Genomic DNA, 21,748 nt, shown 5'->3' with positions numbered 1-21,748 from the left:
AAATTACCCAAAGATGCCGAAGTGAGCTTTAAAAAGCCCTTCGGTTTTTTTATGCACGAAATCTAGCCTCGACAGGTTCGCCTGTTGGGGCTTTTTTATTCCGGTTTCCCCAGCACAACGCATGTGCTTCAAACCATCGAACCTGATTAGAAATGAGCCTTTGAGGAGCCAGTACGGTTGGTACGCCTCGATGGGCTGGTTTCCTATGCGCCAAAGGTTCATTTCTAATAAAGGAGTACCCAATGACTTACGATCCGCAACAACAACGTCCAGAAGAGCAAACCAGTAACAGTAATCGTGAAACACTCAATATCCAGCAACCAGGTGAGAATGCTAATACTGGTTTCGACTGGGGTGCCGTCAGGGCAGCGCGTGAGGCTGCTGGACGGCAGTCAAAAGCTCCGCAAGCCAATGATCCTAGTATAGGTTTAAAAGATGTACTCCTTTCTGCGGCAGCAGCGCCCGCTGATATTATTAGTGGTAACGTTCAAATGTTTAAGGCTGGCAATCAGCTTTTGGATGATAAAGCATCAGAATACCGAAGTGGTGAGAAGAAACCGCTGATTGATATTCCGGTTAGCCCTGAAATGCTGAAGGTGATGCGGGATAGTGGCGGTAACTCAATAGCAAATGCCGGTAATACATTAGTTGAACGCGCAGGTTCTTTGGCCGAAAACATATCGAAAGACATTAAAAATAATTACAGTGATGATGCTAAGCAAGCTGCTGCTATGACATTTATCGAACGAGATAAGGACGGAAACCTTCAGGCTGGTGCTGGGATGTTCGACAAAGATGCGTGGTTGATTAACGCTATTCCCACTATTTCTCAAATGATTGGTTCAGGTGCATTTGCTAAGTTTGGCGCAAAAGCTGTTTCGCGGGGAGTTGAACAAGCGACCTATGAAAGACTTAAAAAGTCTGTGCCAGATGCTGTTGCGAGGGAGACTGCTCAACTGGCCGGTGAGAAGGCCAGAGAGATTGCCCAAAAAACGGGATTTGTTGGCATTATGGCTGGTACAGCACAAGGTTCTTCTGGTAATGAAATGCGCGATGAGATCAATGCATTGCCCTTTGATCAGTTAGTGCAAAGCCCTACTTTTCAAAAAGCCTTTTCAACCATAGATTCGGATCCAAATAACTCAGCACTGTCAGATACACAAAAATTAACGCTAGCTCGCAATCAGGTTGCAGAACAGGCCGCCAGCAGTGTGACGGTAGACCCGCGCATGCTAGCGATAAACATTGCAGCCTCTACATTGGGCGATCATACCTTATTGAATTTGCTTACCAAAAAAGGGGCGGCTTCTGGTGTTATTTCCGGGGCTTCATTAGGTGCGGCGGCGGAAGGTGGAACTGAGTTCACTCAGGGTGCAGCCCAGCGCTATGTTCAAAATCAGCAGTTAATTGACACCGCAGGTCAGAAAATAGACCCAATGAAAGGGGTGGTAGAGACCGGAGCCAATAATGCGGTATTAGGGGCTGGCATTGGTGGCGCAGCCGGTACTGTCGGTGGGATTCGCGGCCACAGGTCAGCAGCAGAAGCAACATCAGAAACCCCCGTTAATGCTGACGGTTCACCCGTATCTGAAAATATCGATCCCTCCCTACAGCCAGAAATGAAACCGCAGGCAGAAAATCAGGCTTCCCCTGAAGTGGCTGTACAACAGAATTCAGTGAGTGAAAATGGTGTACCTAACTCCCAGATTGATGATTTCCGCGATACCCCAGCTTACTTACGTCAGGATCCTCGGGTACAAGGCTTTGCTGATGATAGCGATGTTCAACGTTCACTTGCAGAGCCAGAAGCACAGCCGACCGCACAAGATCTGATTCAGCAACAAATGGAGTCGGGTGAGCAGGGTTATACACCTGATGAGATATCGATACTTCAGCAAGCTGATCAGATCCGGGCGCAGCGAACTCCACGCCTGCCAGCTCCCGGTAATATTCATCCGGGTGAAGGTTTCCCAATGCCAGGACCAATTCAAGGTGATGAACCTCAAGCGGGTTCCGCGCCACAATTCACAGCCGGGGAACAGACTCGTGGGCAAGTGTATTTGCCGAGGGAGCAGGCAGAGCAGCAAGGTGCGGTCAGAGAAAACCATACCTACGATGGGCAAACGGATCCGCAGGCCATTACGGATAAAAACATCATCTTTGCTGATGGACCTGTAGTTAATCCTGATGATGTTCAGTCAGGGAAAGCGCCGCAGTTTGAGGGAGGGCAGCGTAAAGATGTGCGCCGCTTTACTGAGGCGATGGGAGCGCAGTCTGAAACAGCGATTACCGATCAGCGTCAGCGTGCTGGTGGTGTCCCTATAGATGCACGTACCGAAGCTTATGCAAAAGGTGAAACTCTTGGCGAGTTGAGATTGCACCACGGCAAGCCATTCCCTAATGAGAAAGTGGCCAGATTCACTAAGTGGGCAAAAATGCCAGGTGCTGTTATTGAGCCAGTAGGCGACGGTTTTGGCGTACGATTACCTGCAAAATCAACTGATAGCGGTATTGCATCAACCAAAGAGGGGCATATTGAATCAGGAACTCCACAAGGCGAGTTGAGATTGCACCACGGCAAGCCATTCCCCAATGAAAAAGTAGCCAGATTCACGAAATGGGCCAAGATGCCGGGGGCGGTGATTGAACCGGTTGGTGATGGTTTTGGTGTGCGATTGCCACCTGAGCCAACAACGGCAAATACGAAAACAGCGCCCTCTAATGAGGGCGTTGTGGCGTCTGGTGAGCAGCAAGTCGGTGAATTAAGACTGCATCTCGGCAAACCCTTCAACAGTGAAAAAGTCGCTAAGTATTCCAAATGGGGCAAGATGCCGGGTGCCACGATTGAACCGGTAGGAAAGGGGTACGGTGTCCGCTTACCCGTACCTGAGCCAGTGGGTCAAGCCAAAAACAGGGACGCAAAAATTGATGATTTTGGTGAGGAACTTAAGGGAGCGGCGAAGCATAAATGGGGCCAATTGGCAGAGTCACTGAAAGCCGATCATGATATTGAAGAAATTAAGAAACAGCCTCTTTCGAAACTATTCCCGCACCCTGATTACACCAAAATGCATGAGAATGGCATTGAACCAGAGAAACTGGCATTGCTTGCGGCATTACGTTCGTTTATCCCCACCAAGCCGGGATCCCCTTATAAGCTTAATCAGTGGGCTGAACAGGTTAAGGGGGTTCGTGATTTAGCGAATTCAATTATCAATAGTCATGCGAGTGTTGACGATATAAAAACCATTTTTCGCAGTAAGTCCTCCTTGCGTTCTGCCGCTGATACCATTGATCTGATCTCACAGTTCAAACCTGCGCAAATGGCAGAGGCGTCTAAATATACGATCCATTCCGGTCATTACACCTATTTTGACGGCAAGAGCTATCCCGGCGGTAAAACACTGTATCAGCTGGTCGCGCCAAGGGGAGTGATAGCAAATATTTCAGCGGGATCCATGGCGGAACTATTACCCAAAGCCAAGGCCTTTATTGAGATTCAGCTCAATAGTGATAAAGGGGAAGCAGCCCCTAAACAGGCTAAGTTAGAGATCTATACCCGGCGGGCAGATAAGAGTGTCTTTATCGGTTATAAGGGGGCAATGGGCGTTTTGCCTCTTAAAGCTGGCTTCAAAACATCCAACGAGGCACGCGCTTATCTGGCAGAGAACCGCGCAGAGATCGAAGCCAAACTGGATAAATTACGCAAAGTCTCTCGGGAGGAACAACGCAAAGCCACCAATGAGCCACGTACCGGTATTGAGCGTCGTAAGGGTAATGTAACGCCTGAACAATTTAGTGATACCTTCGGCTTTCGCGGGGTGCAGTTTGGTAACTATGTTGAGGGGCCTCGCCGTCAATCTGAATTAAACGATGCCTATGATTCCCTGATCGATATGGCCGAATTACTGAATGTGCCGACCAAAGCCCTCTCTCTCAATGGTGAATTGGGGCTGGCATTTGGCGCAAGGGGTAAGGGCGGGACCAAAGCCCATTATGAGCCTGGGCAAGTGGTTATCAATCTCACCAAAGGTAATGGCGCAGGCTCGCTAGCGCATGAGTGGTTCCATGCACTGGATAACTATTTTGGCACCTATGATGTACATGGCGAGGCATCCGGTAAACGTTCATCCGAATTTATTACCGATCGTAAACGTCCTCGCTATGAATTTAGCGGCGGCAAAAGGCAAGAAATCACCCATCCAGTCCGGCAAGAAGTGCATGACGCCTTTAAAAGTGCCGTCGATAAAGTCACCAATAGTGGAATGATGGAGCGGGCTGCATTGCTGGACGGTGGCCGAAGCAAAGCCTACTGGACGACTAAACTCGAAATGTCAGCGCGAGCCTTTGAGCGTTATTTGCTTGATAAAGCACAGAGTAAAGGCATCACTAACGACTATCTGGTGAACCTGCGTAAAGCTGACGAACATGCAAACCCTGAAACTTATGCCTATCCAACTGAAGCTGAATTAAACGGCGGAGTGCGTCAGGCATTTGATCATCTATTCCAAACCATCAAAACCAAGCCAACCGATAAAGGTATCACTTTCTATTCGCGTAAGGGTACTGACATTGGCAAAGGCAATGTGATTTCAGATACCGGTCACACTGCTGCTGGCGACAAACCCACTCAGGGAATAAGGCAAGGGCGGGCTCAAGTTATCGCTGATGTCTGGGTGCGCAATTTGAATGGTGCAGCCAAAATCAAAGTTAAGGTAGTGCAAACCCAATCTGAAGCGGCTGCCATGATGCCGAGCGGGATCCCAAAAGAATTCGGCATTGTCCATGCCATTTATCAACCTGAACTTAGCCGGGTGATAGTGGTAGCGGATAACATTACTTCTGACCGCGAGCTTCGGGCTAAATTGCGTCATGAGGTCTTGGCGCACCACGGGCTAGCTTCCGTCATTGGCGATGTGGAATATGATCGTATCATGCGTGTGTTACATCAAACGCGTGACAGCAAAAATAAAGAAATTCAGGATGTATGGCGGGAAGTCGATAAATCATACAGCAATGAGTCTCTCGAAATGCAGGCTAATGAGTTTTTGGCTCACATGGCTGAGCGTTCAGAACTCACCGGCCTTGGAGCGATGTGGGACCGTTTTGTTTCTGTGCTGATCAATGGATTGAAGAAAACGGGCATCATGAATGCGAATGACATTTCCCCAACGGAAATACGTAATATTCTGCGCACGGTCGCCGGGCGCTTCAAAAAGACTGCTATGTATGATGGCGAACAGCCGGGGACGCGGGAGTTCGATAATACTTTCTCTCGGTCAGACGCACTGTATTCGAAACATGATGATGTGGACCCACTCAAGCCATTACCAGTGGAAGCCGAACAATATAGATCTGAGCTTGATAAAGCGATGCGTTCGTTACGGTCCGATGACATAACGGTTTCAATAGGCAGAACACCGCCGGTACTCCGTGCGCTTGGCGCTCCCAATGTGGAGATGGTAATTTCTCGTGATACGGTACGTAAAGCGACCAATGGAATAAAACACAACGTACCGACTGAGGTCATTGAGCAGCTTCCTGAGCTGATGCATGACCCGTTAGCAGTATATCGCTCAGCAACACAGGATAACGCAGTAGTTGCTCTTCTGGAGGCTCATGATGCAAACGGAAACCCAGTGGTTACTGCTATTCATATGAATGCAAAACGTGGGCGCTTGGAAGTTAATCGAGTTGCTTCAGTGTACGGCACCGTGGGGGGCATGGCGAAAGTTCAAGGTATGGAGGATGCTGGTTTAGCGTTATACCGCCGAGAAAAACAAAACCCCGATAAGCTTCGTTCTGTTGGGCTCCAATTGCCCAAGGAGAACACTTACCAGGGTTCAGAATCCCAATCTGGTACGGCCCAAGAGCTTCAATTGCTCAAACGCGGTTCACCAAATCAAGATTCAGTTGAAAATATACTCTCATCGACCGATATTCGCAAGAATAAGGCACTTTACTCCCGCACTGCTAACCCATCAATGGATGCTGAAACCAACCGCAAAATGGGCTTTAACGTTGAGCAGGGGTGGTTTGATAAGGCCAAGACTTTCTACGGCACCGTGACCAGCAAAGATAAAACGGAACTGAAAGCCTGGCTAAAAGAAACCGGCCGTAAACTCAATACTAAAACCTTTGATGGCATGGCTCCGCTGAAGTATGCCGAGGATGCGGCTGGTATCAATGATGCACGAAGTTCTGCCTACATTGGAGCGCGTATGGCTGCCGGGGCAGGCTCTGTTACTGCTGCCACTTTAGAACATGGCTTACCTCGCTATAACAAAGTCGAAGGGATAGTAGAGCGACAATCCGGTACCGGTAAAGAGGACGCTCTTATGGGTATTCTCGACGGACTGGGAAACCATCGGGAAAACTTCTTTAAATGGATCGCCGGCCATCGCTCTGAACGGCTGATGAAAGAGGGCAAAGAGAACAACTTTAATGCCGACGAAATTGCTTATATGAAAACTCTCAACCGGGGTAATGAGACTTTATTCGAAGGCCAGAAGAAAAAGTATGATGCCTTTATTAAATCGATTCTGGATCTGCAACAGGATATGGGATTGATTGATCCAGAAAGCCGCGCACAGTGGGAGGATGCCTGGTACTTGCCATATTACCGTGAAGCAGAAAATGGTGAGGTGAAGGGGCCGTGGACCAGCAAAGGCATTGCTAACCAGAGCAGTACCGTGCGCAAGTTAAAGGGCAGCGATTTGACCATTAAGGATCCTATCGAAAACCTGTTTAACTACGTGGCGAAATCGGTCGATGCTTCGATGAAAAATGAAGCAATGCGCAGGTCAGTGGTGAACCTTGCTGATACTGGTGTGCTGGAGGTGATTGAATCACCGAACAAGATGGACTTTGAGCGCATCGGCAAAGATGTGGTGAAGGTGTTTGTTGATGGGCAGGAAAAACTGGTACAGGTTAATGATCCTGAACTGTATCGCGCCTTTACCATGATTGACCTTGAGCGCAGTAATTCCACCTTTATGAAAGCGGCCCGCCAGGCTAAAAAGGTGCTGACCGTCAGCACCACATCCATGCCTGACTTTATCATTCGTAACTTTATGCGTGACTCTATTCATTCATGGGCCATTAACAAAGATGGTTTTAAGCCTGTTACCGCTTCATGGGCCGGATTTAAAAAAGCATTACGCACTGATGATAGCCTGGTAGATATGATGTTTGCCGGAGCCACTTTTGGTGGCGGTTATTCCAATGTCTATGATCCGGCATCGACGGCCAAAACGATACGCAGCGTGCTGCGGCGTAAAGGTTACAACGACAGCCAGATCCACGAATTTGAATCTTCCATTGCTCGTAACAGCAAAGAGGTGATGGGCAAGATTGAACAGGGTTTGCATAAATATAAAAATCTCAGCGAAGCGGCGGAGAATGCTAACCGGCTGGCCACTTATGAAGCTGCAATTAAATCGGGGAAAAGCAAAGCGCAGGCAGCATTTGAATCGCGTGATTTGATGGACTTTAGCATGATGGGGGCCAGCAATATCATGATTAACCTGAGTGATATGCTGCCGTTCTTCAACGCCCGCATGCAGGGGCTGAGTAAATTAGGCCGAGGTATCAAAGAGAACCCGCGTGAAGTGCTGAAGCGCGGCGGCATGATTACGGCGGCCTCTCTGGCACTGATGGCGCTAAATTGGGACGATAAGCGTTATGAAGAGCTACAGGACTGGGATAAAGACACCTATTGGCATGTATGGATTGGTGATCAACATATTCGCTTTCCAAAACCGTTCGAGTTTGGCGCGATATTTGGCACTTTACCCGAGCGATTTATTCGTGCGCTGGGCGGTAAAGATACCGGGGCTAAATTCGGCAAGCTGGTGGCGCATAACTTTATGGAAACGATGGCATTCAACCCGATCCCACAAGTCGCGATGCCGATTGCTGAGGCTTATGTTAACTATGATTTCTTCAAAGGTGGTCCGATTGAGAATATGGCCGACAGCAATTTGATTGCGGGTGCTCGTTATAACGACCAGACCAGCCTGTTAATGCGTGAAGTTGGGCAGGCTACCAATATGTCACCTAAGATGCTGGATCATATTGTGATGGGCTACACCGGCAGTTTAGGCAGCTATGTGATGGGCGCGACTAATTTGCTGATGCGTAACCTGAAAGACTACGGCGAAACCCCTGCGATGCGCCTGGATGAAATGCCGGTGATTAAATCGTTCTTCAGAGGTTCAGATCCGGCTAAGTCTACCCAGTTCACAGAAGATTTTTACCGCATGATGACTGAAGCCAACCAGATAAACAGCACCATTAACAGCTTCCGTAAACAGGGGCGCGGCGATGATGCCAGTGAGTTGATAGAGGACAATAGAGGGAAATTATCGCAGCGTCAGGGGCTAACCGCGACGCAGAAACAAGTGAAGGCACTCAATGCCCAGATTGAAATGATGAGGCGGGACCGGATACTCACGGCGGATCAGAAAAGAGAAAAAATTGACCGACTGATGGCAACCAGAAACAAACTGGTACAACAGGCGGTGGAAAGGGTGAATCCGTATTTTAATAAGTGAATTGAAAGGGAGTTTGAAAGGACTCCCTGATTTATTAATCTTTGAGTGAAGCAATGTTGTCACAGTCATCGATGTTTTTACTTACCAATCCAAAAACAACCTCGCGTAGGTGTAATAATATAGGACAGTTGGCTCTGTGTCAGAAGCGGATGTCTACTACTAAATTTGTTGCTAGTATTGTCACTCAAATACAAAAATTATTTAATTTTGCACTATTAAACAATTCTGATCAATTTAGCCATAATAGATCTCATTTTAAATACCCTTAATAGGGAAGTTGTCTGGTAATGAAAGCTGGAGACTATAACGGATAGGCATTTTATCATCTGGTTTATCATTGATAAATATATTATACACAGGAAAAATTGGAAAAATCAGGGTTGTGCAAGTAAGAAAAATTTCTTCAAAAAACGTAATTAAGAATGCGAGTATGTCATTTGCCTCTACATGAATGAGAGCTGGAGGACTTCCTTTTATACCCCATTTTGGAAAGGATAGCTCAAGCCCATTTTCGATGCTAAAATTTTTCACTATTAATGGATTATCCCTTGTCGCAGCATGTTCTTGAGCATTTCTCAATGAGAAAATATGAGCGCACATTGATAAATGTGTACGAAGAACTTCGATCAAATCTTTAGCATGGGCATGATCGGATTCAACTTCCTTCAACAATAAATCAATACGCCCATGCTTAACTTTCAAAGGAATATACATATTAACTAGCACGGAAATTTCTTGAATACATCTTTTTGCTGCAATTAAGAAACTTGTTGTGAATCCGTCAATATTTTTTATTTGTGGGAAATAAGCATGAGCCTTTCCATTCATCGACTTTTTGTTAGATTCAAATTTTTCTATTTCTTTTTTTAGCTCTTCTGAGTAAGACTGCAAAGAAAGCAAACACTCCAATAAAACATTCCTGATGTCGCTAACCTTTTTAATAATTTCTAAATACTTAGAATCCTTTTCAGAAAAAAGTTGTTTTAAAAAGTCATTAGCAAGCAATAATGTATTGGCAACTAATGGATTCGAAGCACCAAAATCAGAGATTTTGGTGTAAACCCAAGGAGTATCATGATGATTTCTTTCCGGATCTATTGTATCTGGACTCATCATTTTAAAGGTGGATTTCTCGGTATATACTTCCATAGTATCACCAAAATTTATCATTGCTAAAATGTTCCCAGTTTCACCCTCAGGCAAACCAAAAGATACCGCATCATCTCGCATGTGATTCCCTCAAATAACTGTCAATTAGTCCCTTAGTTAGCGGGAACTAATAGTCTATATTATCTTAGAGTGAGCTTTTCTTCACTCTGAATTTCCACTGATTAATTTAGTTTCTTTCGGGTAACCAGTAAGCGCATCCCCTGAATCACTACAAAGTGTAACTCTCAGGGGGGAATGACTATATTTCGCTCATAGCTGACTGCTATCTTTGGCTACCTAATATTTTCGAAGCAGCCATTTTAAGTTGCTGCTAGTCCATCTCAAATATCTGACCTACTTATGATTTTTTACTGATTTTATCAATTAGTGGCTTATTTTAACTTCGCATCGCTTTATTCCAATCGATGTGGTGACCAGCAACTTCAAGTTCACGAGCAAGTTTTTGTTTCCAGCCTCCACCGCTATCCATTGGCTCCCATACAACCCCAGCAAAATCACTTGGAATCTCCAATGTTCCACATTTGAGAGTGCATACTTTCTCTCTACCCAAACGACCAATGAAATATCCCAACTCCAATAACACATTCTGTCTTGCTCGAGGCTCGGATATCCCTCCTTTTTTACAACCCTCATCATCTGGAGTAAGTAGGACAACTGCAAATCCGACATCGCTGTTTGCGATTACTTTCTCAATAACGGTTCGCCCTTGATTAGCCTGTTCATGCAATATAATTGCCTCCAAACCAATACGCTCAAGAAATCTAGCTACAGTTTCACGAGCACCGTCATCATGGCCATGAACAATAAAAACCTTGCGTGAAAAGTTAGGTTTCAACATTGTTTTAGAATTTCCTTTTGACTGGATATAGTTCTTGTAATCTCGAACAAAAGGAATGATGAGCTGACTAGTCATCGAATGAATTCCAGCAATGACCTTCCTTCCAGAATAAAAAAAGTGATGTCCAAAATTGACAGCATAATTAGGATCTTCTGCTAGCTTCACGAGTAAAAGTAGTGTAAGTCCTAGTGTTTCATTCATGTCATCTGGCCAAGCAAGCTTGGCGCTCCCAACCATACTTCCCCCGGAATTTTCGCTTTCAGCGAGGAAAGCTTCAAGATCGAGTCCTTCGGTAAGATTTGCATTGTATAGTTCAAGGCTGGAATGCCTTAGAAGTTGGCCTAGTTTCTTAAGCGGGCGCTCGTAAGTTTGAAGCTGTGAGGCCTGTAAATCCAGGACTGCATTATTGATTTCAGAAAATATGTCTTGAGCCATTACTCATCCTCATTTGATATCAACCTAGCTTCGGCAGCTTTTTGAAGAATGCTCTCTCGATAGGCCTCTTTCATTTGCTCTGCAAGAGGTGCAATGATGGGATTGGCTGAAAATTCCCCAATGCGTTCATCAATCATTAGATTAACTGATTGAATTGCAGCCTCGATGCTGGCGGGATCGTTTGGATTAAAATTTACGACGCCTAACTCGCCATCTAATTCTTTCAGTACGCGTTCTGCGTTTTTGAGGTTTTTCTGAAGATTATCGAGTCCAGTAACTTTCAACATAATCCACCTTTAATTGTAAGTTAAATCATATAATTGCGAAATGATGCTACCTCTAGCTAAAACTAAAACTAAATCGTGAATTCGTGTGCGATATGTTTCATATTGCAGCTTCAATTAAATTATCACAATAGTGCAAGAGTTTATCGCTGACCAATTACCTTTAATTCCTTATTTCATGAACCGCGTCAACTTACGTGAGATCTGCATATTTTCTCTGTAGGTTAGATATTATTTTTGTTTTATAGTTGTTTTCCAATACCACTAGCGTACCAAAAAGAAGATGAACCATGTGCCTTAACAGGACCAAGCCTCGCTTGAGGGATCCCTTGTTTGCTTTTGGACATCCGCTTTCATCTTAGTTAACTATCAGATTTAGTCGCGACTAATCCACATTACAGTATCAATAATTATTTGAAAGCGTCATTCACAATGACGAACAGAACCAATAACAGAATAGATCCGATGATGCCTAATAAGATGCTCGCGTTACTGTCCATGTGCATGTTTCCCTTACCTGCAAGCAAGTAAGCAGCGATAACAAACGGAACGCAGATAGCAGGGTGGATGGTGATCATTACGGCGGCCAATATTAGGCAGGCTATAAATAGTGTTGATGTCATATTTTCCTCATTTTAGCGCCCCAAATTTCCCCGAGCTTTTTCGAAATAGATGCTAACTATATAATTATATTAATCTTTCAAGGACGGTATTAAACGCAGGCTAAAGGTCATAATTCTCTTCATCTTATTGTTTTATATAGATAAATTTAAGAATTCTCACCTTTAGGAATCGTATTCGGTCTCTTTTTAAGCTGTTGATTTTAAAGGTGAATTTTGTGGTTTATCGAAATTTATCGAAATTTTATCGAAATCTGATATTCGGTCTTTTATAGCATTACGTATTCTTTACCCCTCGTATCCAGATACTTGTTCGTCATCTTCTCCGATTTATGCCCCAGCAGTTTCATCGCAAATTCTTTACCTTTTTCCTTTTCATACAATCGCCCAGCGAGACTTCTGATCTCGTGAAAAGTTGGCGGACTCTCATCAAAACGAAAATCTGTTCCTTTTCTCGCCGTTACGAATTTCTTTGTCAGGCTATCTGGATGTAGTGATCCGTCAGGGCTATTTTTTCTGATGCCAGCACTTATCATAAAGTCTGTTTTACTGGCTAATTTACATTGTTCAATCACGGTGCTAAGGCGTAGGCCAACGGCTTTAAGTTCAAGATCTAAGGGCAGGGAGATCATGGCTCCGGTTTTGCCTTGGTCTATCTGTAATCTGCCATCAACAATCTGGTCAAAGCGCATCAGAGATAAATCCTCACGGCGTTGGCCAGTGACTAGCGCCAGATCCATTGATAACCCGAACCACGCCGGTAATGTGTCAGCGACCTCACGAATAGCGAGATACTGATCCAGTTCCAGGCGCTCACGTTTCACCACCGGTTTAGCTGAGCGTGTCGGTGTCACTGGATTATTATCTAAAAGCCAAAAACGCGGTGTTTTTTACCAAAATTGAACTGGCTGGGCAAATTGATAACAGCCGGGTGATCAACAGTAAATCGATGTCGTCCTATGGCGAATTTATTGATGATGTGGTCAATCTGGATGTGTTGAAAAACCATATTCAGGTGGATGGCTACAACTACATTGCTAATGTCGGCACCAAGCGCGCATTGACACCACGCGACTATGACGGATTGCTGTCTACGGTTGCCACTACCTGCAAACGCTTTTTCAATAACGGGGTGCTCGGTACCGGCTCTTATGTTGATCCTGACGATGGCGTGACGAAAGTGGCTGATTTTGGTTTTGTCATTCGTTCGCGCCCTGAAGATGTCCTTGCGCTGACCTCAGACCAACGCAAAAAGCGCGTTTACCCGTTAACCACCCTGTTAGTGATTTTAGGCCGTGCCGGTCATATCGCTGAAATCAATGCCACCGTGGAGTAATCCCTTATGACCATGCACAGATACGGCGCTGATGGCTCTAACCTCACCGTCTTTGGTATCCCAATTGATGATTTTGGTGATACCGACCCACCGATCACCATTGAAGATTTAGAACCCCGCGCCGCGCTAAAGCGCGGTATCGGCGGCACGTCAGTACGGCTGGACAATAAAACCCGCGCCAAACGGTTGACCATCAACCTGATCCCCGGCTCGGTGCAGGCGCGCCAGTTATTGGCGCTGGAAAAATCCGGTATTGATGCCACTTTTACCTTTTCACAGACCGGCACTGATGAACGTTTTGCCGGGTTCGACGGCATCATGACTAACCGGGGCTCAGCCACCCGCGCCGGAAAAAGCGGTGTATCGGATGAACAATTTATTTTTGAATTTGCTGACTCAGAGGAAACCTAATTATGGGGCGTCAAATTGAAGTCGTGATCGGTGACACCCTTTTTCGCGGGGCAACATCACCGGCCAGAGATCAGGTGGAAATGCTGCAAATCGCCGCTAAGTCTGGTTTGTTACCAGCGATCAATCCCAATGTCACCGCAATGGGTATGGCAGCTAGTTTGGCCTCTGTCGATACGATGAGCTTAAACCGCTTGAAAGAGCTGTGTTTTAACAGCGGTAGTATCGTTCGCCAATCCGATAACATCCCGGTGGGCGAAAACCTGTTCCAGGATGAAGCCCATAATTACCTGGTATTGCTGGGGCAGGTACTGAGGGAAAATATCGGCCCTTTTTGGCAACTCAGCGGCGAGGGAAAAAGCGCGGAAAACAATCCGCAGCACCCTCCCGCGTAGACTGGTTTTTATGGCGACCCTGCGCCGGTGCCGGGCAACACTGCCCGCCGCTGGCGAGGTGGTCTGATATGCTGGATGGCACTTACACCATTGATGATGTGCAACTGATGCATGATGTGTTGGATGAGATTGCGGCGGTGGTGGAAAGGGGGTTGGGTTAGCAATAGACCGTTATTCTGCATCGCCTATAATGTAAATGAATTGCAAATTCAAAGAGTAATACATACTATCTTTATGGATATTAAATATAAGGATATTATGAATGAAAGAAATCAGTGGAGAAAAATGGGTTTCTCGTTTTCAGGGAAGTGCTTCAACCCAATCATTAAGCCCGTCATTTAAAATAAGTGTTGACAACTTTATATCTGAATTAACAAAGTCGGGTGCGACAATTGTTATATCAGCAACATTAAGACCGCCTGAAAGGGCTTATTTGATGCATTGGTCTTGGAAAATATCAAGAAACCTTGCCAAGCCTGAAGATGTACCGGAAAAAACCGGTATCAGCATTCAATGGGCACATAAAAAGAGCGATGGCAGTATAGACACTGCGAAAAGCATTAAAGCCGCACAGGATATGGTAAGAGCGTACGGTATGACAGGACTTAATGTTGCTCCATCATTAAAAAGCAGACATACCGAAGGCAATGCTATAGATATGAATATCTCATGGATGGGAGATTTAAAAATAAAAAATAAAAAAGGGGAAGATGTCTTAATTAAGAGTTTTCCCAAAGATGGGATGAATACAGAACTCCATACCGTAGGAAAAAGTTTTGGTATTATAAAATACCATGGTGGTTCCAAAGATAGACCTCATTGGTCTACAGATGGTAGATAATATGAAGAAAATGATTGTTTTTATTTTACCATTTATTCTTTTACTTGGATGCTCCCATGCTGCTGAAAAATACCCGGCTGATATTAGCGAGTTTTTAAAAATAGCAGATGAATGCCAATATCTTGCTGGAGAATGGGACTCATCAATCCCCAAAGAACGGCAAATTGCCATAGAGAAAGAAGTCAATGTTACTTGCCCTAAAGCAACTGAATTGCAAAAAAAATTAAGCACCAAATACCAAGAGAATAAGCAATTGCTAGAAGTCATTAATGATTATGACTTCTAATAGCGTCATGGTGACTGTGACGAACTGATTGTTACAGTAAACACCATTATAAGTACTCCTACGAGTATCAAACCCGCCACTGCGCGGGTTTTTTTATACCTAAAATATGAGGTTTCCATGTCAGAGACAATTGATTCTCTATTGGTTTCCCTTGGCCTGGAAACAGATGCAAAGAGCTTTCAAACCGCCAATGATGCTGTTAAAGGGATTAAAGACGGCATATTGCAACTGGCCGCCGCAGCCGGTACCGGTGTTGGCTTAAAAGCCCTGACTACGGATTTATCTGCCTCAGTATTAGAAATGGACAGGCTGAGTAAGATTACCAACTTTACCGTTAAACAGATCGATGGTCTGCGCTACGCGATGCGCAGTCTTGGCCTTAGTCCGGATGCGGCTAATCAGATTGTGCAGAAAATCCCTGACCTGCAACAGCGTGCCAGACAAGGGGAGTTAGGCGATAAAGCCTATTGGAATGGTGCATTTAACCCGACGGAATTTGCCAATAAAACCGGTATGGACTCGCTCAAGTATCTTATAGATGCTTACGGCAAAATGGATAATGACCAGCGGCGAAATCTGCGCAGCGGAATTGGCAGCGGTGATAATGATCCTTTTACCCGCTTATTGGAGGGAGGTAGCAAGGGGCTTAATGCCTCACTGAAAAATTTTGAAGAGTTATATAAACCGCTCGATCCCAAGCTTATTGACTCAGCCAACGAGTTTAATAAAGAGATGGCGGATCTGGCGACTAACTTTGACAATCTGGCCCGTTCAATGGGTGGCGACTTACTGCCAATCATCAATGCGTTATTAGAAAGTATTAATCAGTTTATTAAAGAAAATCCCGAAGTGTCAAAAGCGATTTTGACTGCTGCTGGTTTGGCCGGTACCGCCGGCGCATTAAAGTTTGTAGGCGGCATGTTGCCCGGTGGCGGGAAACCACCCGCAGGTGCTGCTGGTGGGCGCGGCTGGTTGTCACGCTTGCTGGTCAATCCGGTTACCATCGGCGCTGCGGCGGCATTAACGCCCGGTAATATTTTTACCAGTGCCGACGATGCCAAAGCTATGAGTAATCCCGAAGCGCTTAAACGCCAGAACTGGGCTAAAAATAACCCCGGCGTGCCTTACCCCAGTGATAGCAGTGACCTTAATAATCTGGTTGATGATCCTAACGTTCGCCAGTATCTGGAGGTGCTATCCAAAGCCGAGGGAACTGCCAGTTATGCCAATTCTGGCTATAACACGATGTTTGGCGGCGACCAATTCTATGACAATAGTGACCACCCACGGCAATTAAAAGATTTCACCCAAACAGACGGCACTAAAAATAAAACCTCGGCTGCCGGGCGCTATCAGTTCACCAGCAGCTCTTGGGATGATGCCGCCCAAGCGCTTAATCTGACCGACTTTTCACCACGCAGTCAGGATCTCGCCGCGCTGTTTCTGATTCAACGTGCCGGTCAGCTAGAAAATGTGACGAACGGTAATTTTGCCGATGCCACTAGTGGATTGGGTGGTGTATGGGCCTCGCTGCCATCATCAAATTACGCTCAGCCCAAACGTTCATGGGAAGAGATTCAGGGCTACAGCGACCGCCAAACCACCCCCATGCAATCAGTTGCCGCATCCGCACCCCGTGGTGATGTCAGACTGGAACAACACAATATTATCAATGTGGGTACCGTGGGCGGTGATAGTGAATCCATCCGTGACGGGGTGCTACAGGCCACCACTCAACTGGCCCAGCAAGCACGCGACATGATGCATACGGAGCACTACTGATGGCTATTACCGGACTATTTACCCGTAACCGACCGAAAATCGGCAATCTCTATTTTGATGCATTACTGGAAGAGTCGAGTGAGCTGCGTACTGATGTCAGTGAGTTCCCACTGGAAGATGCCAATACTGCCCACGATAACGCGGTTACCCGCGCGCTGGCGCTAACCATGATTATCGGTGTATCCGATAACTGGTTTCGTGAACTGCTGGCCCAGCAAGATAGCAGCATTGCCGGACTACTGGGGGCCGGTGCCAGTATCACTACTGGTATGGCGGCCAGTTTGCTTTCTGGCCGGGCGGCGGCGCTGGCAGGAGTGGCTGCTTCGGTTGGCACCAGTCTGTATTCCGGCAGCTTGGGATCACAATCGCGCTCAACCCGTTCGCAAAATTTACTCGAGCAATTGCGTGAATTGCAGCGTTCACATACGCCGTTCGAATTAGTGGCCAGCCGTGGGGCCGCCTATAAAAACTGTCTGATCACCAATACCCGCACCCAATTGAAAAAAGAGAATGAGGGCGGGCTGGAGATTGTGGTTGAACTGTTGCAGCTCAATATTATTTACGACACCGTTGCTGAAACCAATGACAACTTACCCTATGGCGATAGTGCTGCCACTCAGGGGCAACGTGAATACTCATTTGGTGAAGTTTTTGTCGAGGCCACGTAATGAAGATTATCCCATTAAACAATGGTTACGCGGTGCAGCGTTTCCGAGTGCAATTAAATAATCACTATCTGGTTTTTCGTTTGCACTGGCTCACCCGTTTTAATTATTTCTGTGTCGATATTTATGAACAGGGCGAGCCGGTAGTTTTGGGGCGTGCTTTGCATATTGGCGTTAATTTATTGGCGGGACTTAATACCGATATTGGCCCGCTGATATTAGCCGGTGATACTCCGACTATAGCCAATCTTGGCATTAATAATCGCCTGGCATGGTACCCGGATAATGAGTAGTTATTTTGGCCGTAATTACTTACTGACCATTACCCCGGTGAGTGGTGATGAACTTACCTATCAGCCGCCATTAGAGATCCGTTTTGCTGTCGATAATACCCCGCAGAATGTCGATGCCACCGCCAGAATTACTCTATACGGCATTTCAGCGCGCACCCGCGCCTTGATCCAGCGCTATGACGACAAAGAAAAACGTTATGGCAACCTGATATTAAAAGCCGGTTATGGCGACAACATCGGCACGATATTCAGCGGACGCATTCACAATGTCGAAGTGGTCAAAGAAGGGGTAAATACCTGCCTGCGGTTATATTGCCGCACGATTGGGCTGGCATGGAATACCACGATATTTAAAACCTGGGGGGCGAATACGCCTGCTATTGAAATGCTCAAAGATGTCGCCGCGGCTTTTGGCCTTGATGTTGAAGTGATTGGTGACTTTTCCGACTTGCCGCGTTTTGCCACTTCCTATAATTCTGGTGGCCGCTTGTGTCGCGATATTCTCGATAGCGTAAAAGATGACTGGAAATATTACTGGATGATCACGCCATCACGGGTGCTATTAGCCAGAGAGGGAGCCGCGAGAAAATGGGCGACTCATGAGATCACCGCTAAAAATGGTATGGAAAGTGTCCCGCGTTGGTATCTCAGTACCATGGAAATTGACGTTAAAATGAATCATCAAATTCAGCCGGCCGATGTGATTAATGTTACGTCGAGTTTTTGGACGATTAATTTTAGCGGCATGTATAACACCGACCTCAATAATTTGGCGAATATTCAGCAGCAGACCGGCCAGTTTAATGTGCTGCGTACCTACCACGAAGGTACTTTATGGGGTGATACATGGAAAACCACGCTGATCAGTCAATGGCGAATGCCCTGAGGTAATGATGATTGAGAGCAACCCGCTGTATAGCACCATGATGCTGCTCAAGCGCGATATGGTGCGTGACCTGATGATCGGCATGCCTGGTAAAGTCATTAGTTATAACGCCGATCTACAACGCGCAGTGGTGGAGTGCGGCATTCAGCGCCATGTCGGTGACGGTCAATTTAAGACACTACGCGTTATCGAACATGTGCCAGTGCAATTTTCTGGTAGCGCCGAATGGACGGTTTTTCATGAATTGCCAGCGGGTACCGAGGGTTACATTCATTTCAGCCAGCGTTCTATCGACAATTGGCTTAGTCAGGGTGGGCCGGTAGAACCATTGGATGCACGGATGTTTAATCCATCCGATGCTTTCTTTGCCCCTGGCTACCGCTCACAACAAACCGCGATTGTGGGCTTGCCGACCGAGGGGATTGGTTTAAGTAACAAAAGTGGCGGGGTGCGTATTCACCTCACTGATGCCGGAATGACTTTGACGGCTGGCGGTACTACATTGGCGCTTACCGAATCTGGCATGAGCTATAGCGGCCCAGAGTTTACCAATAATGGGCAAACCACCCTTAATGGCCGTACTGAGGTCACCCAAGGTGGCTTGGCGATTGGCGAGCTGGAAGTTGGTGACCACGACCACGGCGGCGTGCAACGCGGCAATGATCGCACTGATGGGCCGCAATAGCTCATTATCCTGATTTCATTCTACCTATTATCGCCCTGGCTTATGCCGGGGCTTTTTGTTTCCGGAGGCACTGTGATCCGCAATTTCCAAAATGGCGACATTGTTACCCACGGCAGCCAGTTTGCTAGCGGCAAAGAAGAAACCCGGCAAGCCATGATCTGCTGCCTACGATTATTTCTTGGCGAGTATTTTCTTGATGCCACCGAGGGAACGCCGTGGTTCCAAAGCATATTGGGCAAAACCTCACGCGATATTGCCGAAGCCAATATTAAACAGCGCTTATTGGCGGCCAAAGGCGTGCTGACCATTAACCGCTTTGAAATGGATCTCGATATGAAGAATCGCAAAATAACGATATTTGCCACGGTGATTGATATTAATAACGACGCATTTGATTTCCTGTTCACGGAGGATCTTATCTGATGGCAACCATAAATCGTGACGGGGCCAGCGGCACCACGCTGAGTGAATATTTGGATACTATGCGCCAGCGTTATCTTGTTATTGATGACGGTTGGAATATTAACCCTGAATCGCCGGATGGCCTGGCAATCGCCATTTGGTGTGAGGCATTAGCCAATCTGGATGAAGCGGTTATTAATGCCTATCACGCCGCTGATCCCAATTCAGCAATTGACCAACAATTAGACCGCATTGCCGCGTTCGCTGGAATCAAGCGCAAAAGCGCGACCTATTCAACCGCCACCGTTAATTTTAGCGGTATCGCTTTTACGCCGATCAATGCCGGGACATTAATCAGAAATAGGGCGACTAATACCTTATGGGCGACCGATGGTGATGTTGTTACTGACGCGGCAGGGAATGCGACGGTGAATGTCACTTGTACGCTGACAGGTGCGCAGGGGGCCAATAGTCATAATCTGACCATTATTGCCACACCGATCGGCGGCATTACGGCGGTGACAAATAACACTGCAGCGTCAATGGGGTTGGATAAGGAAACTAATAACGCATTTCGTATCCGGCGCAATGAATCAGTGGCGCTACCTGGCTCCAATCAGATTGATAATATTTATGCGGCGCTGGTCAATATTGATGATGTTAAACGGGCGCGGATTTATGAAAATTTTGAAGATCAAGCTGACGAAAATGGGGTGCTCGGTCACTCAATGGCGATATTTGTTGATGGTGGCAGCATCGAGGATGTTATTAACAGTATTGCTATCAATAAAAGCCCCGGCTGTGGGTTAAACCGTTATAACACTTTCCCCAATAAAATCTCGTTGGATACTGTTACCCCAAAAGGTAACCCGATCACCGTAACCTTTTTTCGCCCCCAATTGATACCGGTTTATGTACGGGTAGAGATCGCCAGTAATAGCGAATTTATTGACGAAGAGATAAAACAGGCGATTGTCGATTACAGCATTACCGGCTTTGATCAGACCAATGGCTTTTCTAAGTTGGGCTTTAAAATTGGTGAAAGTATTGGTGCGGGTCGTTTATTTACCCCAGTCAATTATTTGGTGGCCGGTAATGGTTTTGTGAATGCGATTACCGTTGGTACAGCAGCGGAGCAGGTTAATGAGAATGCAGTGAGAATAACCTTTAATCAGCTCGGCGTTTTCAGTATTGAGAATATCGAGGTGGTTTATGTATAACCACCGCAAAAAAGCGCTGTCACGGATTTACCTGCAATATAAAAATGCGCCGAAACTGCTTGAATGGATCAGTATTTTACCGGACATCAGCCAATCTGCACTGGAAGAGCAGATCACTAAAATCAATAACCTGTTGGATATTGATAATGCCGAGGGTGATCAACTGGATATCTGTGGCCACATTGCCGGATTTACTGAGCGGCCACTCATCCGCAGCGATTACTTATCGATATTTGCTTATAACGGTACCGGCGGCGCACAGCCCTATAATGTCGCGCCGTATAAAGCGCCGCATGAACAAATCGGCAAAGTTCCGGTATCGGATTATCTCTATCGCGTATTAATCAAAGCCAAGATCCAGAAAAACAACACCAACGCCACCTTGGATGAAATCAAAACCGCGGTTGATTACATTCTGGATGTTAATTCCGCCATCATCGATGGGCAGGATATGACCATGAAAACTATCTGGGTCGACAAACCGATCCCCGCCAATGTCTTAGTGCTTATTCAGCTATTTGATTTAATCCCCCGACCGCAAGGCGTCAAAGCCAGCTTAATCCGCGTTAACCATCATCCCTTTGCCTATAAAGGCACCTTCGACGCTCAGCCATACGGCATGGGCGCTTATATCTAATTGGAGCCAC

17 protein-coding genes and 1 pseudogene are annotated in these 21,748 nt (G+C 46.3%); 14 read left to right on the top strand and 4 right to left on the bottom strand.

Going from position 1 to position 21,748, the window contains the following annotated elements:
* The first annotated feature begins 242 nt into the window (after window positions 1-242).
* Window positions 243-8,555: an LPD38 domain-containing protein gene (locus QSV56_RS06095; RefSeq protein WP_301211436.1), complete on the top strand. Its 8,313-nt coding sequence runs from the start codon at window positions 243-245 to the stop codon at window positions 8,553-8,555.
* A gap of 255 nt (window positions 8,556-8,810) precedes the next feature.
* On the opposite strand, the gene QSV56_RS06090 is transcribed toward QSV56_RS06095, so the two are convergent.
* The 4 genes and pseudogenes from QSV56_RS06090 to QSV56_RS06075 form a co-directional block, all read right to left on the bottom strand.
* Window positions 8,811-9,785 carry a hypothetical protein gene (locus tag QSV56_RS06090; RefSeq protein WP_301211433.1) on the bottom strand — a complete coding sequence of 325 codons (975 nt, stop codon included), beginning with the start codon at window positions 9,783-9,785 and terminating at the stop codon, window positions 8,811-8,813.
* Between the two features lie 316 nt (window positions 9,786-10,101).
* Window positions 10,102-10,998 (bottom strand): nucleotide-binding protein, encoded by an 897-nt coding sequence (locus QSV56_RS06085; protein WP_301211430.1) that lies wholly within the window; start codon window positions 10,996-10,998, stop codon window positions 10,102-10,104.
* Window positions 10,998-11,285, bottom strand: coding sequence for a hypothetical protein (locus QSV56_RS06080; RefSeq protein ID WP_301211427.1), 288 nt, complete (start codon window positions 11,283-11,285; stop codon window positions 10,998-11,000). The genes QSV56_RS06085 and QSV56_RS06080 overlap by 1 nt, the downstream gene beginning before the upstream one ends.
* A gap of 886 nt (window positions 11,286-12,171) precedes the next feature.
* Window positions 12,172-12,762 (bottom strand): annotated as a pseudogene (locus QSV56_RS06075) (tyrosine-type recombinase/integrase); the annotation flags it as partial.
* Between QSV56_RS06075 and QSV56_RS06070 the strand changes: the two are divergent.
* From QSV56_RS06070 to QSV56_RS06010, 13 genes are all read left to right on the top strand, one after another.
* Complete coding sequence (locus QSV56_RS06070) at window positions 12,750-13,238, top strand: DUF3383 domain-containing protein (RefSeq protein ID WP_229712304.1); 489 nt, start codon at window positions 12,750-12,752, stop codon at window positions 13,236-13,238. The pseudogene QSV56_RS06075 and the gene QSV56_RS06070 sit on opposite strands and share 13 nt — an antisense overlap.
* A 6-nt stretch (window positions 13,239-13,244) precedes the next feature.
* Complete coding sequence (locus QSV56_RS06065; protein WP_050321619.1) at window positions 13,245-13,649, top strand: hypothetical protein; 405 nt, start codon at window positions 13,245-13,247, stop codon at window positions 13,647-13,649.
* Window positions 13,650-13,651: 2 nt separating this feature from the next.
* On the top strand, window positions 13,652-14,041 hold the full coding sequence (locus tag QSV56_RS06060) for a phage tail assembly chaperone (protein WP_019079702.1): 390 nt from the start codon (window positions 13,652-13,654) through the stop codon (window positions 14,039-14,041).
* A gap of 262 nt (window positions 14,042-14,303) precedes the next feature.
* Window positions 14,304-14,882 (top strand): hypothetical protein, encoded by a 579-nt coding sequence (locus QSV56_RS06055; RefSeq protein ID WP_046694908.1) that lies wholly within the window; start codon window positions 14,304-14,306, stop codon window positions 14,880-14,882.
* On the top strand, window positions 14,872-15,168 hold the full coding sequence (locus QSV56_RS06050; RefSeq protein WP_102895904.1) for a hypothetical protein: 297 nt from the start codon (window positions 14,872-14,874) through the stop codon (window positions 15,166-15,168). The genes QSV56_RS06055 and QSV56_RS06050 overlap by 11 nt, the downstream gene beginning before the upstream one ends.
* 117 nt (window positions 15,169-15,285) lie before the next feature.
* Window positions 15,286-16,950, top strand: coding sequence for a glycoside hydrolase family 104 protein (locus QSV56_RS06045; RefSeq protein ID WP_301211416.1), 1,665 nt, complete (start codon window positions 15,286-15,288; stop codon window positions 16,948-16,950).
* Window positions 16,950-17,618, top strand: coding sequence for a phage baseplate protein (locus tag QSV56_RS06040; protein ID WP_019079697.1), 669 nt, complete (start codon window positions 16,950-16,952; stop codon window positions 17,616-17,618). Before QSV56_RS06045 ends, QSV56_RS06040 begins: the two co-directional genes overlap by 1 nt.
* Window positions 17,618-17,908 carry a hypothetical protein gene (locus QSV56_RS06035; protein WP_019079696.1) on the top strand — a complete coding sequence of 97 codons (291 nt, stop codon included), beginning with the start codon at window positions 17,618-17,620 and terminating at the stop codon, window positions 17,906-17,908. The genes QSV56_RS06040 and QSV56_RS06035 overlap by 1 nt, the downstream gene beginning before the upstream one ends.
* The gene (locus QSV56_RS06030) at window positions 17,901-18,794 is read left to right on the top strand and encodes a hypothetical protein (protein WP_019079695.1); all 894 of its coding nucleotides are present in this window, start codon (window positions 17,901-17,903) and stop codon (window positions 18,792-18,794) included. Before QSV56_RS06035 ends, QSV56_RS06030 begins: the two co-directional genes overlap by 8 nt.
* A 7-nt stretch (window positions 18,795-18,801) precedes the next feature.
* Window positions 18,802-19,479, top strand: a complete 678-nt coding sequence (locus QSV56_RS06025; protein ID WP_301211412.1) for a Gp138 family membrane-puncturing spike protein — start codon at window positions 18,802-18,804, stop codon at window positions 19,477-19,479.
* A gap of 72 nt (window positions 19,480-19,551) precedes the next feature.
* Window positions 19,552-19,902 carry a hypothetical protein gene (locus QSV56_RS06020; protein ID WP_301211409.1) on the top strand — a complete coding sequence of 117 codons (351 nt, stop codon included), beginning with the start codon at window positions 19,552-19,554 and terminating at the stop codon, window positions 19,900-19,902.
* The gene (locus QSV56_RS06015) at window positions 19,902-21,101 is read left to right on the top strand and encodes a baseplate J/gp47 family protein (protein ID WP_301211407.1); all 1,200 of its coding nucleotides are present in this window, start codon (window positions 19,902-19,904) and stop codon (window positions 21,099-21,101) included. The genes QSV56_RS06020 and QSV56_RS06015 overlap by 1 nt, the downstream gene beginning before the upstream one ends.
* Window positions 21,094-21,738 carry a DUF2612 domain-containing protein gene (locus QSV56_RS06010; RefSeq protein WP_301211404.1) on the top strand — a complete coding sequence of 215 codons (645 nt, stop codon included), beginning with the start codon at window positions 21,094-21,096 and terminating at the stop codon, window positions 21,736-21,738. The genes QSV56_RS06015 and QSV56_RS06010 overlap by 8 nt, the downstream gene beginning before the upstream one ends.
* The last annotated feature ends 10 nt before the right edge of the window (window positions 21,739-21,748 follow it).

Origin of the sequence: Yersinia sp. 22-579 (assembly GCF_030433455.1) — a bacterium.
Taxonomy (GTDB): domain Bacteria; phylum Pseudomonadota; class Gammaproteobacteria; order Enterobacterales; family Enterobacteriaceae; genus Yersinia; species Yersinia enterocolitica.
The sequence above is the reverse complement of the archived record's forward strand: the minus strand, read 5'-3'. Positions and strand labels throughout refer to the sequence as shown.